Annotated in this window: 9 protein-coding genes, 5 tRNA genes and 1 pseudogene; 1 reads left to right on the top strand and 14 read right to left on the bottom strand. The window is 57.8% G+C overall.

Annotation, left to right across the window (positions count from 1 at the left end; all coding sequences use genetic code 11):
• Positions 1-351 precede the first annotated feature (351 nt).
• Positions 352-428 (bottom strand) — tRNA-Arg (locus C1949_RS04095).
• Between the two features lie 339 nt (positions 429-767).
• Between C1949_RS04095 and C1949_RS19815 the strand changes: the two are divergent.
• Positions 768-921: pseudogene (locus tag C1949_RS19815) on the top strand (Arc family DNA-binding protein); the annotation flags it as partial.
• A 266-nt stretch (positions 922-1,187) separates the two neighbouring features.
• Here C1949_RS19815 and C1949_RS04085 read toward each other — a convergent pair.
• The 13 genes from C1949_RS04085 to C1949_RS04025 all read right to left on the bottom strand — a co-directional run bounded on the left by C1949_RS04085 (position 1,188) and on the right by C1949_RS04025 (position 13,434).
• Positions 1,188-2,324 carry a sodium ion-translocating decarboxylase subunit beta gene (locus C1949_RS04085; protein WP_104737185.1) on the bottom strand — a complete coding sequence of 379 codons (1,137 nt, stop codon included), beginning with the start codon at positions 2,322-2,324 and terminating at the stop codon, positions 1,188-1,190.
• 11 nt (positions 2,325-2,335) lie between these two features.
• Entirely contained in the window at positions 2,336-4,114 is a 1,779-nt protein-coding gene (oadA, locus tag C1949_RS04080; RefSeq protein WP_104737184.1) for a sodium-extruding oxaloacetate decarboxylase subunit alpha, read from the bottom strand.
• Positions 4,115-4,167: 53 nt separating this feature from the next.
• On the bottom strand, positions 4,168-4,425 hold the full coding sequence (locus tag C1949_RS04075; protein ID WP_104737183.1) for an OadG family protein: 258 nt from the start codon (positions 4,423-4,425) through the stop codon (positions 4,168-4,170).
• 187 nt (positions 4,426-4,612) lie between these two features.
• A complete protein-coding gene (gene mgtE, locus C1949_RS04070; RefSeq protein ID WP_104737182.1) occupies positions 4,613-6,052 on the bottom strand; it encodes a magnesium transporter in 1,440 nt (479 codons plus the stop codon).
• A 168-nt stretch (positions 6,053-6,220) separates the two neighbouring features.
• Positions 6,221-6,297: transfer RNA gene (locus tag C1949_RS04065), tRNA-Arg, on the bottom strand.
• 91 nt (positions 6,298-6,388) lie between these two features.
• Positions 6,389-6,465 (bottom strand) — tRNA-Arg (locus C1949_RS04060).
• Between the two features lie 99 nt (positions 6,466-6,564).
• Positions 6,565-6,641 (bottom strand) — tRNA-Arg (locus tag C1949_RS04055).
• Positions 6,642-6,738: 97 nt separating this feature from the next.
• Positions 6,739-6,829: transfer RNA gene (locus C1949_RS04050), tRNA-Ser, on the bottom strand.
• A 59-nt stretch (positions 6,830-6,888) separates the two neighbouring features.
• The gene (gene csrA / locus C1949_RS04045; RefSeq protein WP_083724804.1) at positions 6,889-7,074 is read right to left on the bottom strand and encodes a carbon storage regulator CsrA; all 186 of its coding nucleotides are present in this window, start codon (positions 7,072-7,074) and stop codon (positions 6,889-6,891) included.
• A gap of 159 nt (positions 7,075-7,233) precedes the next feature.
• Positions 7,234-8,469 carry an aspartate kinase gene (locus C1949_RS04040; protein ID WP_104737181.1) on the bottom strand — a complete coding sequence of 412 codons (1,236 nt, stop codon included), beginning with the start codon at positions 8,467-8,469 and terminating at the stop codon, positions 7,234-7,236.
• Positions 8,470-8,540: 71 nt separating this feature from the next.
• The gene (gene alaS / locus C1949_RS04035) at positions 8,541-11,162 is read right to left on the bottom strand and encodes an alanine--tRNA ligase (protein WP_104737180.1); all 2,622 of its coding nucleotides are present in this window, start codon (positions 11,160-11,162) and stop codon (positions 8,541-8,543) included.
• A gap of 240 nt (positions 11,163-11,402) precedes the next feature.
• Entirely contained in the window at positions 11,403-12,413 is a 1,011-nt protein-coding gene (gene astA, locus C1949_RS04030) for an arginine N-succinyltransferase (RefSeq protein WP_104737179.1), read from the bottom strand.
• 1 nt (position 12,414) lies between these two features.
• Positions 12,415-13,434, bottom strand: a complete 1,020-nt coding sequence (locus C1949_RS04025) for an arginine N-succinyltransferase (RefSeq protein WP_104737178.1) — start codon at positions 13,432-13,434, stop codon at positions 12,415-12,417.
• Between the last annotated feature and the right edge of the window lie 4 nt (positions 13,435-13,438).

Below are 13,438 nucleotides of genomic sequence, written 5' to 3'. Positions count from 1 at the left end.
GTCCCTGCTCTCAGGCCCACAAGGCTCAGTTAACCAAGCAGGGACATCCCGCGGTAAAAAACAGATGGAACAAGGCGCCGGAGAGGGCTCTGTTCGATTAAACGGCCGCGCCTAGCTGCCATGACAATACGTCACTTGGTACCGCAAGAGTAGGCGAATTGAGCTCGCCAACCGAGATCGGAGCCGGAGCTGACTATAGTCTATTGAGAAGCGTAGAACGCCCTAGAGCGGAGCTGGCCAGAGGATCAAGCTGGTAAAGACCGACTAAGGTCAGGTGGTCAGAAAAGGTATCATTTCGTGTATCAAAATCAAAAACGCCGAAACACGAAAAACGTAACCCATTGATTTAATTGGCGCGCGAGCCCGGATTCGAACCGGGGACCTACCGCTTAGGAGGCGGTTGCTCTATCCAGCTGAGCTACAAGCGCAAATACGACATGGGTAACCAGTCAACCCGTTGAATTTCCTTGGAAGACCCGAATCTTACCCGAAGCCTGAAGCGAATTTCCACCGATGTGACGATAACGGCAGAACAATAGCAAAACGCCATTCGTCGTAAACCCGTCACATTTTGGAGACATTTTTTTGTCACCCTATGGCATGAAACACAAAAAACAGGTCTACTAGGGCACTAACAGTGTAAACATTGTCTATACATTAGATATCCCAGATGTTTAGACAGTCTCATGGCCCTGGCCGCCCCACCGCACCGCTCCGCGGCACTTGGCCAGCATCGATTTTTTCAGCCAAGCGATTATTATTGCCCCATGAAAACAGCTACCCAACACTACACCAGCCGAACTGCTGACAAATTTGTGGTTCGTCTGCCCCAGGGGATGCGCGACCGCATCGCTGATGTTGCCAAGCAACACCACCGCAGCATGAACTCAGAGATCATCGCACGGCTGGAGCACAGCCTGCTGGATCTGCCGACGCTGCCAGAGCAAAACCAGCCCTCTCGCAAGATGCTCAATGCCCAGGATGGCGAGGGCCTGAGTAGCCCTGAACGAGAACTACTGGTTCGCTTCCGCGACATGAGCCGACGCCAGCAAAACGCCCTTCTTGCACTGCTGGCCAACGAACAGGCCTAAACCGAAAACTGCATTTTGGCAGCGGCATGCAACAACTAGCCAAGTGCATAGACACAAAAAACCCGCTCAGTGAGCGGGTTTTTTGTTGGCTGGCGATCAGCCCACGAAGTTGAGCAGAATACCTGCCGCCACCGCGGAGCCGATTACACCCGCCAGGTTCGGACCCATCGCATGCATCAACAGGAAGTTGTGCGGATTGGTTTCCAGCCCGACTCGGTTGGATACGCGAGCAGCCATCGGCACTGCAGATACACCGGCAGAACCAATCAACGGATTGATCGGATTCTTGCTGAACAGGTTCAGCAACTTCGCCATCAGAACACCGGCAGCAGTACCAGCACAGAACGCCAGCATGCCGAGCACCAGAATACCGAGCGTCTTAAGCTGCAGGAACGAGTCTGCTGACAGCTTGGAGCCTACAGCCAGCCCCAGACCGATGGTTACGATGTTAATCAGCGCATTACGGCTGGTGTCAGCCAGACGCTCAACCACGCCGGATTCGCGCATCAGGTTACCGAAGCACAGCATACCGACCAGCGGCGCCGCATCGGGCAGCAGCAGGGCAACCAGCATCAGCAGCAGCAGCGGGAAGATGATCTTCTCGGCCTTGCTGACAACACGCAGCTGGGTCATGACGATGCCACGCTCCTTCTGGTTGGTCAGCGCCCGCATGATCGGCGGCTGCAGCAGAGGTACCAACGCCATATAAGAGTAAGCAGCCACGGCAATTGGTCCCAGCAGATCCGGTGCCAGCTTGGAGGTCACGAAAATGGAGGTAGGACCGTCCGCACCACCAATGATGGCAATGGAAGCCGCCTCCTTCATGCTGAACTCGAAGCCCGGAATACCTGCCGCAGTGAGCGCCAGCGCACCCAGCAGCGTACCGAAGATACCAAACTGCGCGGCCGCACCAAGCAGCAGCGTGCGCGGGTTAGCCAGCATCGGACCGAAGTCGGTCATCGCACCTACGCCCATAAAGATCAGCAGCGGGAACACGCTGGTCGGCAGGCCAACTTCGTAGATCAGGTGCAAAATACCCGTTCCGTGAGCCATATCGGCCACCGGCAGGTTAGCCAAAATACCGCCAAAGCCGATCGGAATCAGCAGCAGCGGCTCAAAGCCCTTGCGAATCGCCAGGTAGATCAAACCAAAGCACACAACAATCATCACTGCCTGGCCCCAGGCCATGTGATAGATACCCGTGGTGTGCCACAGCTGGAGGAGCTTATCCATTAGTCTCCCCCTTAGCCGATGGTCAGCAGCGTGTCGCCGACGGCTACCGCGTCGCCAACCTTGACGTCAACAGAGACCACACTGCCACCGCGGACGGCGCGCACTTCGGTTTCCATCTTCATCGCCTCGAGAATCATCACCACTTCACCCTCTTCGATCTGATCGCCCGGAGCAACCAGTACCTTGAAGATGTTGCCGGACAGCGGTGCACCCTGCGGCTCACCGTCGCCGGCCGGTGCAGCACTGGCCGCAGCAGGCGCTGCTGCGTCACCCAGCGGCTTGATACCGGAGATGTCACCGCCCTCGGAGACCTGAACAACGTACTCCTTGCCGTTAACACTGACGGTGTAGGCTTCTGGGCCTGCTGCCTTGGCGCCCGCCGGCAGCTCGTTACCAGTCGGCACCGGTTCGAACGCATCCGGGTTGCCGCGATTTTCCAGGAACTTGAGACCGATCTGCGGGAACAGTGCATAGGTCAGAACGTCGTCGATTTCGTTCTCGGCGAGTTTGATACCCTTCTCACCAGCCAGCCCCTTGAGCTCGGCAGTGAGCTTATCCATTTCCGCTTCCAGCAGGTCTGCCGGACGGCAGGTGATAGCTTCAGCACCGTCGAGAACACGCGCCTGCAGCTCAGCATTGAACGGCGCCGGCGCTGCACCGTACTCACCCTTGAGCACACCTGCAGTTTCCTTGGTGATGGACTTGTAACGCTCGCCAGTCAGCACGTTAATCACCGCTTGGGTACCGACAATTTGCGAGGTCGGCGTTACCAGCGGAATGAAACCCAGATCTTCACGCACACGCGGAATCTCAGCCAGAACGGCGTCAAACTTGTCGCTTGCGCCCTGCTCTTTCAGCTGGTTTTCCATGTTGGTCAGCATGCCACCCGGCACCTGAGCAACCAGAATGCGCGAATCCACGCCCTTGAGGTTGCCTTCAAATTTGGCGTACTTCTTCCGCACTTCACGGAAGTAGGCAGCCACTTCTTCCAGCAGCTCCAGATTCAGACCGGTATCGCGCTCGGTATTCTGGAAGATCGCAACCACGGACTCGGTCGGAGAATGACCGTAGGTCATGGACATGGACGAGATAGCGGAGTCGACGTTGTCGATGCCCGCCTCAGCTGCTTTCATGATCGCGGCAGTCGACAGACCGGCAGTGGCGTGGCACTGCATGTGAACCGGAATGCTCAAGGTGGACTTGAGCTGGCTGACAAGGTCAAACGCGACATACGGGTTCAGAATGCCGGCCATATCCTTGATGGCAATGGAGTCGGCCCCCATGTCTTCGATCTGCTTGGCCAGATCGACCCACATCTGCAGGGTATGCACCGGGCTGGTGGTGTAAGAGATGGTGCCCTGCGCGTGTTTGCCTTGGTTCTTGACGGCTTTGAGCGCCGTCTCCAGGTTGCGCGGGTCATTCATCGCATCAAATACACGGAACACGTCGACGCCGTTGACGGCCGCGCGTTCAACAAACTTCTCGACTACGTCGTCAGCATAGTGACGGTAGCCCAGCAGGTTCTGGCCGCGCAGCAGCATTTGCTGGCGGGTATTGGGCATCGCCTTTTTCAGTGCGCGAATACGCTCCCACGGATCTTCGCCCAGATAACGGATACAAGCATCAAAGGTCGCCCCGCCCCAGGATTCAACGGACCAGAAGCCTACCTGGTCGAGCTTGCCAGCGATGGGCAGCATGTCATCGAGGCGCATACGGGTCGCCAGGATGGATTGGTGTGCATCACGCAGGATGACATCAGTAATGCCCAAAGGCTTTTTGGTATCGGTCATAGTGTCATGGCCTTTATTTGATTTTTAATGGTGAAAACCGCGAAACGGATGAATCAGGAGCGTTGACGCGCACGGTGTTGCTTGATGGCAGCACCAATGGCGGCGACCACATCGGGGTCTACACTGGCTGGAGCAGCGCCCGCCTTTTTGCGCACCGGCTTCGGCGCGGGCAAGGCTTCAGGGAAATAACGTGACAGGATGAACGACATGATGCTGGTACAGGCGACCAGCAGAACAAGGAAGCTAAATACGGCCCCCATCCCGAGGAGCATCAGCTCAACGCCTTCAAGAACCAGGTTATTAGAATCCATTTTCTCTCCCGCAACTCTGGGCATGGTTAATCCATGCTGCTTATATAGCTGGCAAAACATCAGTGGGTGCTTGGCAGATCAGCCTGTCTGCCGACAGACCTCCCACACGAAAAAACGGCCTAATGTATCCTGATGTGACATTTTAGGCAATCAAAGCGACACCCGACTGGCGAGAAAGACGGCAGTGCTAAAGCAGGAAAATAGTGGCAAGACCGAGGAAGATAAAGAAGCCGCCACTGTCTGTGATCGCGGTAATCAGCACGCTGGAGCCCAGCGCCGGATCCCCTCCCAAGCGCAGCCTTATAAGAGGAATGAATACCCCCATACAAGCCGCCAGCAGCATATTCAGCGTCATTGCGGCCATCAACACCACCGCCAACGGGAGACTGCCATACAGCAGCAAGGCAATCGCAGCCAGGACCACACCCCAGAACACACCGTTGATCAGGGCTACGCCGGCTTCCTTACGCAACAGGCGACGCCCGTGTGCAACTTGCACCTGGCCGGTGGCAATCCCGCGCACGATCATGGTGATGGTCTGATTACCCGAGTTGCCACCAATGCCCGCCACGATTGGCATCAGCGCAGCGAGAGCAACCAATTGTTCAATGGCGTTTTCGAACAGGCCAATCACACGCGAGGCAATCAGCGCAGTACAGAGGTTTACCGCCAGCCAGGCCCAGCGGTTGCGGACCGACTTCCAGACCGATGCAAAGATATCTTCTTCTTCGCGCAGACCTGCAGCATTGAGCACCTCCGCCTCACTCTCTTCACGGATGTAATCGACCATCTCATCAATGGTCAAACGACCACAAAGCCGACCGAGATTATCGACCACCGGCGCCGAGACAAGGTCATAGCGCTCGAACGCTTGCGCCGCGTCACCGGCATCATCGGCCGGGTCAAAGATCACCGGATCGTCCGACATGACATCCGCGACCAACGCATCAGGCGAACTGACCAACAGCTTCTTGATCGGCAAAACCCCTTTCAGCAAGCCCTCGGTATCGACCACGAACAGCTTGTCCGTGTGGTCCGGCAGCGCATCGAAACGGCGCAGGTAGCGACTCACCACCTCCAGGCTGACATCATCACGAATGGTCAGCATGTCAAAGTCCATCAGCGCGCCGACCTGATCCTCGTCGTAGGACAACGCCGACTTCAGGCGATCACGCTGCTGGGCATCCAGACTGTCCATCAACTCGCGCACGACATCGCGCGGCAGATCGGGAGCCAGATCCGCCAGTTCATCAGCATCAAGGGTGTTGGCAGCCGCGATAATCTCGTGGCTGTCCATGTCGGCAATCAGGGTTTCACGAACCGCGTCAGAAACCTCAAGCAGGATATCGCCGTCTCGTTCGGCCTTAACCAACTGCCAGACGGCAAGCCGCTCATCCAGTGGCAAGGATTCGAGAATGTAGGCGACGTCTGCCGGGTGCAACTCATCCAGCTTGCGCTGCAGTTCAACCAGGTTCTGCTGATGCACCAGGTGCTCGACCAGCTCCTGATGCTGCCCCTCTTGCTTGTGCACCAGATCTTCCACCAGCCGATGCCGACTCAACAGGTCCTGCACCTGCTCCAGACGATCCTGCAGGCTTTCCGGCGATTTTCTGTTGAGATCCGACATGGCAAGGCTTCCTGACCCACCCCGGCGCGGGGTGTTTACCAATCGACGCCTCCCATGGACTGGAGGCCACAACGACTTGCCGAACAAGCCTATCAGGCTTTGCACGACAGCTCAGCTCTAGTTTCGTTACGGCAAAAAAAAACCACTGAAATCAGTGGTTTTCTTGTATGGCGCACTCGGGAGGATTCGAACCTCCGACCGCTCGGTTCGTAGCCGAGTACTCTATCCAGCTGAGCTACGAGTGCGTTAAGGGTGCGCATTATAAGCGCTTTTCTCGCGTTGTCATCAGTCTTGACCGGTGACAGAAAAAACCACTGATTTCAGTGATTTTTTATATGGCGCACTCGGGAGGATTCGAACCTCCGACCGCTCGGTTCGTAGCCGAGTACTCTATCCAGCTGAGCTACGAGTGCGTTGTGGGGGCGCATTATACCCATTTTTCTCGCCGTGTCATCAAGCATCAGCTTTTCGAAGACGAAAAAAAACCCACTGAAATCAGTGGGTTCTCTATATGGCGCACTCGGGAGGATTCGAACCTCCGACCGCTCGGTTCGTAGCCGAGTACTCTATCCAGCTGAGCTACGAGTGCGTGTGGGGGCGAATTATAGGCTCTTTTTCTGCTTCGTCAAATGTTTTTTCTTTTAAATTCAGAAACTAACGTTTGACACAACCTATAAATCTGAAAATGGCGGAGAGGGCGGGATTCGAACCCGCGATACCCTTTTGAGGTATACTCCCTTAGCAGGGGAGCGCCTTCGGCCTCTCGGCCACCTCTCCGAACACGCGGGGAATATTACCCGCGCAATTTTATTATTGCAACGAAAAACTCAATAAAATTAGTTATTTGGTTCTTCGTCCTTTTCCTTCTGGATACGCTGGTAAATTTCCTCGCGGTGAACCGCGACTTCTTTGGGCGCGTTCACGCCAATACGAACCTGGTTGCCTTTGACACCCAGAACAGTCACGGTCACTTCATCACCTACCATCAGGGTCTCACCGACCCGTCGAGTCAGAATCAGCATTCCATTTCTCCTTGCTAATGATCAGGACACAGCTCTGCAAAAAACCGGCTAGAAGCCTGACGAGCCACTTCGGTGACGCCGCAGGCGGACACGGCAGCCAGAGACCGTGCCCTTGGGGCGGATCGCATCAAGCGCTCCGCCAACCCTCGGTAATGCCTGTCAGGCATCGCTGGCGGCAGGCGCATCCAACCCAAACGCGGTATGCAGCGTACGCACCGCCAACTCCAGATACTTCTCGTCAATAACCACCGACACCTTGATTTCTGAGGTCGAGATCATCTGAATGTTGATCCCTTCCTTCGCCAGCGCCTCAAACATGCTGCTGGCGACACCGGCGTGGGAGCGCATACCCACACCAACGATGGAGACCTTGGCAATCTTGTCGTCTGCCGCCACTTCGCGCGCACCGATATCGGCCGCTACCTGCTTAAGAATAGACTCTGCTTTGCGGAATTCATTGCGATGTACGGTAAACGTAAAGTCGGTGGTGTTATCCATCGACACGTTCTGCACGATCATATCGACTTCAATGTTCGCCGCACTCACCGGGCCGAGAATCTTGAACGCCACGCCGGGAGTGTCCGGCACGCCGCGGATAGTCAGTTTGGCCTCATCACGATTGAACGCGATACCGGAAATGACGGGTTGTTCCATTGATACGTTGTCCTCAAGGGTAATAAGGGTGCCTGGGCCTTCTTTAAAACTGTGCAGCACACGCAAAGGCACGGAGTATTTGCCAGCAAACTCGACCGAGCGGATTTGCAGCACCTTCGAGCCGAGGCTCGCCATTTCCAGCATTTCTTCGAAGGTGATACGGTCCAACCGCTGAGCGCGCTCAACAACGCGCGGGTCGGTGGTGTAGACACCGTCGACGTCAGTATAGATCTGACATTCATCAGCCTTCAGCGCCGCCGCCAAGGCTACCCCGGTAGTATCAGAGCCGCCACGACCCAATGTAGTAATCGCGCCAGTCTCATCTGCACCCTGGAAGCCGGCAACGATGACAACGCGACCCGCTGCCAGCTCGCGACGCATGCGCTCGTCATCAATCTGCTGGATGCGCGCCTTGCCGTGTGCGCTGTCTGTCAGAATACGCACCTGCGGGCCGGTCATCGAGACCGCCTCAACACCGATCGACTTCAGCGCCATGGCGAGCAGACCAATGGTGACCTGCTCGCCGGTGGAGACGATGACGTCCATCTCGCGCGGATCCGGATCAACCTGAATCTGTTTAGCCAGATCGATCAGACGATTGGTTTCACCGCTCATGGCGGATACCACCACAACCAGATCGTCGCCACGCTCCTTGAAGCCCTTGATTTTCTCGGCGACCTGCTGGATTCGCTCCACGCTGCCGACCGAGGTACCACCAAACTTCTGGACAATAAGCGCCATTTTGCTACGTCTATCCTCACCCAGAGGCCGGTTCCCCGACCATTGCATCAGCGCTCAGCCGAGCGCTGCCCTTATTGCTGACCGACCCAGCTGACCGCATCGGCGAGGGCCTGATCCAGTGCCGCAACATCAGTGCCGCCGCCCTGCGCCATGTCCGGGCGCCCACCGCCCTTGCCGCCAACCGCCTGGGCCGTGGTACGAATCCAGTCACCGGCCTTGAGCTGACCGGCCAGATCCTTGGTTACGCCAGCGACCAACACAACCTTGCCGTCACTCTCGCCACCCAGCAGGATCGCCGCAGAGCCCAACTTGTTCTTCAACTGATCTACCAGCGCCATCAGGCCCTTACCGTCCTGACCATCAACCCGCTGTACCAGCACCGTGCGCCCGCCAACCTGTTGCGCCGCGGCAGCCAGATCCGAGCCTGCTGCGCTGGCAGCCTTGGCCTTGAGCTGCTCAACTTCCTTTTCCAGCTGGCGACTGCGCTCTACCAGCGCTGCCAGCTTGTCGAGTACGTTGTCGCGACTGCCTTTGACGGTAGCAGCTGCCTCACGCAAACGCTCCTCGGTCTCGTTAACCCAAGCCAGTGCGCCAGCGCCGGTAACCGCTTCGATGCGACGCACGCCGGAAGCAATGCCGCTTTCTGCGGTGATCTTGAACAAACCGATATCGCCAGTCCGCGACACGTGGGTGCCACCGCACAGCTCGACAGAGAAGCCGTTACCCATGGTGAGCACACGCACTTCATCGCCGTACTTTTCACCAAACAGGGCCATGGCCGCCTTGGCCTTGGCCGATTCAATATCAGTGACTTCCACGCCAACCGCCGAGTTCAGACGAATCTGCTCGTTGACCCGGTCTTCCAGAACGCGCAGCTGCTCGGGCTTGATCGCCTCATAGTGGCTGAAGTCAAAGCGCAGACGCTGACTGTCGACCAACGATCCTTTCTGCTGAACGTGATCACCCAGCACCTCGCGCAGCGCGGCATGCAGCAGATGGGTTGCCGAGTGGTTCAGCGCGGTGGCCTGACGCACACCAGCGTCAACCTTGGCCTGCAGTGCTTCGCCAGCACGCAGAGTGCCTTGCTGAACGATGACATGGTGCAGATGTGCATTACCCGCCTTGGTGGTATCCGACACCTCGGCGCGCAGGCCGGAGGCCGACAGGTAACCGGTGTCACCAACCTGGCCACCAGATTCAGCGTAAAACGGGGTCTGATCGAGCACGACCACACCCTTGTCGCCTTCGTTCAGCACCTCGACCGGCTCGCCGTCGCGGAACAGCGCAACAACGGTGCCCTGCCCTTCCGTCCCGTCGTAACCCTGGAAGCGGGTTTCGATATCGACTTTCACCAAGGCGTTGTAATCCAGACCGAACTGGCTGGCAGACCGCGCGCGCTCACGCTGCGCTTCCATCGCCGCCTCAAAGCCGGCCTCATCAATGGTCAGATCGCGTTCACGGGCGATATCACCGGTCAGGTCAACCGGGAAGCCGTAGGTGTCGTACAGCTTGAACACAACTTCGCCGGGGATTTCGCTGCCCTTCAGCTCGGCCAGATCCTGCTCAAGGATCCGCAGCCCCTGATCCAGCGTCTTGGCGAACTGCTCTTCTTCGGTCTTCAGCACACGCTCGATATGGGCCTGCTGCGCCTTGAGCTCAGGGAACGCGTCACCCATCTCGGCAACCAGTGCTGCCACGATCTTGTGGAAGAACACACCCTTCGCGCCCAGCTTGTTGCCGTGACGGCAGGCGCGACGAATGATGCGGCGCAGCACGTAGCCACGGCCTTCGTTGGACGGCAGTACGCCGTCGGCAATCAGAAAGCTGCAGGAACGAATATGGTCTGCGACCACTTTCAGCGAGGCGGCGTTGTCCTGCGGGCAGCCAATGGCTTCGGCCGCAGCAGCCAGCAGGTTCTGGAACAGATCGATCTCATAGTTGGCGTGCACGTGCTGCATGACCGCACTGATGCGCTCCAGCCCCATGCCGGTGTCAACGCTCGGCGCAGGCAGCGGATGCATCTCGCCATCAGCAGTGCGATTGAACTGCATGAAGACGTTATTCCAGATTTCGATATAACGATCACCGTCCTCTTCCGGCGAGCCCGGCGGGCCACCCCAGATGTCGGCGCCATGATCGTAGAAAATTTCAGTGCAGGGACCACAAGGCCCCGTGTCGCCCATCGCCCAGAAGTTGTCCGACGCGTAGGGCGCGCCCTTGTTGTCACCAATCCGCACCATGCGCTCAGCCGGCATACCGACTTCCTTGGTCCAGATATCGTAGGCTTCGTCGTCGCTGGCGTAGACCGTGACCCAGAGTTTTTCCTGCGGCAGGTTCAGCCACTTGTCCGAGGTCAGAAACTCCCAGGCGTAATGAATGGCATCACGCTTGAAGTAATCGCCAAAGCTGAAGTTACCCAGCATTTCAAAGAAGGTGTGGTGACGCGCGGTGTAACCGACGTTCTCCAGATCGTTGTGCTTGCCGCCGGCACGCACACACTTTTGGCTGCTGGTGGCGCGGGTATAGGCGCGCTTCTCCAGGCCAAGGAAGCAGTCCTTGAACTGGTTCATGCCTGCATTGGTAAACAGCAACGTGGGGTCGTTTGCCGGGATCAGCGAGCTGGAGGCAACGCGGGTGTGGCCCTTTTCTTCAAAGAAACGGAGGAAGGATTCACGGATTTCTGCGCTTTTCATAATTCCCTTACCAGAGACGGGTCGGCCAGCTGAACGTCGGGAGCATGTCGCGATCTGCGCCGCGTGGAGAAGTTGCCCCGAAAAGAGCGCGCAATCTGGCAAAGAGCCGCATTATATAAGCATCAGAGCGCACTATGCATTATCTGCTCCGTTGATATTAACTATGGCAACCATAGTTTCAGACCGGCACAGACGCCAACAGGTTCAGTGCAAGTGCATGCAAGGGCAACGCAAGCCGATTCAACTGGTCAGCGAAACGGCTCTGACCAAGGTACCGGCACGCAATTTCAGCCGCTCTGCAGACTCGGCAGCCACCACCAGGGTGCCAGCAGCAACCCGAGCTGGCGCAGAAATCATCCGACAGTTTTCTCGGCCACGGTTGGAAATAAGATAAGGCTGAGCCTCGTCACCCGGCGTGCCAATGGCCAGTAGCAGCGTTCGGCTGTCGCGGATAGCGCGAATCTGCCCCCGTTGCGCTTCCAGGGTGGCACCACCGTCGAAGATATCGATATAGCCCTGATAACGCATCCCCTCCTCTTCCAACACCAGTCGCCCGGCCTCGGAATCGGGGTGCACCTGCCCGATTGCATCACGTGCCGCCTGACTGAGGAAGCAGGCGTAGAGCGGGAATTTGGGCATCATCTCGGCAATAAAGGCCTTGTTGCCGATACCGGTAAGGTAGTCCGCACGGGCGAAATCCATACGGAAGAAGTGCTGTCCCAAGCTGTCCCAGAACGGTGAGCGCTCATCGGCATCGGAAACCCCGCGCATCTCAACCACCACCCGCTCGGAGAAATCCTGTGGCGCATCTGCCATGAACATGAAGCGCGCCTTGGAAAGCAAACGCGGGAAGTCGCCGCAGCGAAATTCCGGCACCAGAAAATAAGAACACAGCGCAGTGGCGCCCGTCAGGTCGTTGACCAGAAACAGGGTCGGATGCTGCCGATACACCCCCAGTTCGCTGCTGGCTGCGACTGTCAAACCCATCCGATAGCTGTACCAGGGTTCACGTAAACCGGCGGCACCCAACATGCCACTGGAACCAACGATGCGGCCATCCGGCGCTTCCATGACTAGCAGGTAGTCAGCATCAGCTTGCATCGCCGCGCCGGCAAAACTGCGTTCGATCTGAACCAGGCGCTCGTGCAACTTCTCTTCACTAGCCGGCAACGAGGTCAGACCACCGCCAGCACTGACCGCCAGCGCCACGAGCCCCTCAAGATCCTGCTGACAGGCTGCTCTTACCAGCATTTCAACCTCCCCTGACCAGGCGCAACTGATCGCCGGTCGACACCTTGAGCACCTGCGCCATCGCAGCGCTCAAGACCACCGGCTCACCCGGTTGCCAGCGCAGTTGCAAGGCGCAGGCACGAAAATCACACACCTTGGTATTGGCAACCAGCCACAGCGTGTCGCCGTCTTGCACCTCACCAACCTCAACGACCGCCAACTCGCTGTAACGCACGGTACTGAGCAGCGCCGTCTTGGCATGCACGACCGGGCCGCCATCGAAGATGTCGACATAGTTGTCGGTCTCAAACCCCTCATCCATAAGGATGTCGAACACATCCTGTACAGACGGATTGACCTGACCAATCACCTCCTGCGCCTCATCGGACAGCATCGGCACGTAGATCGGGTAACCCGGCATCAGCTCCGCCAGATAGCCACGACCGCGTTCGCTGCCGATGCGCTCGGCCTCGGCATAGCTGACGGCGAAGAAGTGCCGACCAACCGCATCCCAAAACGGCGCATTACCGTGCTCGTCACTGATCCCCACCACCTCAACCGAGGTGGACTCGGCAAAGCGCTGCGGGTGACTGGCCATGAACAGCAGACGGCCGCGCGCATTGAGCTGCATGACGTCTGGCTGGTGATACTGATCAGACAGGTGATAGCCGACTAGCAAACTGTGCCCCGTCAGGTCATGGCAGAGCGACAGAACGTGAATACGGTTGTGCAACCCGAGTTCGCGGGAGGCATGCACAAACATTTCATTGCGAAAGGTGTAGAACGGGGAGCGAAAACCGGAGGCGGCGATAATGCCGCTGCAGCCGGCCAGGGTGCCGGTTTCGGTATCCTCCAGCACAAAGAAGTAACGCTCCTCGCCACTGAACACGACCTCTTCGGCCATGGACGCTTCGGATGCCGCCAGAATGTCGGCCAGGCGCTCACGACTGGCCGGCAGCGCGGTCACCCCAACCGGGCTGTCCGCCGCCAGGCGTTCAATCTGTGGCAGGTCCGCAGCCCTGCCCAAGCGCAGCATCAGCATCCAT

The organism is Halopseudomonas oceani (assembly GCF_002903165.1).
Classification (GTDB): Bacteria; Pseudomonadota; Gammaproteobacteria; order Pseudomonadales; family Pseudomonadaceae; genus Halopseudomonas; species Halopseudomonas oceani.
The sequence above is the reverse complement of the archived record's forward strand: the minus strand, read 5'-3'. Positions and strand labels throughout refer to the sequence as shown.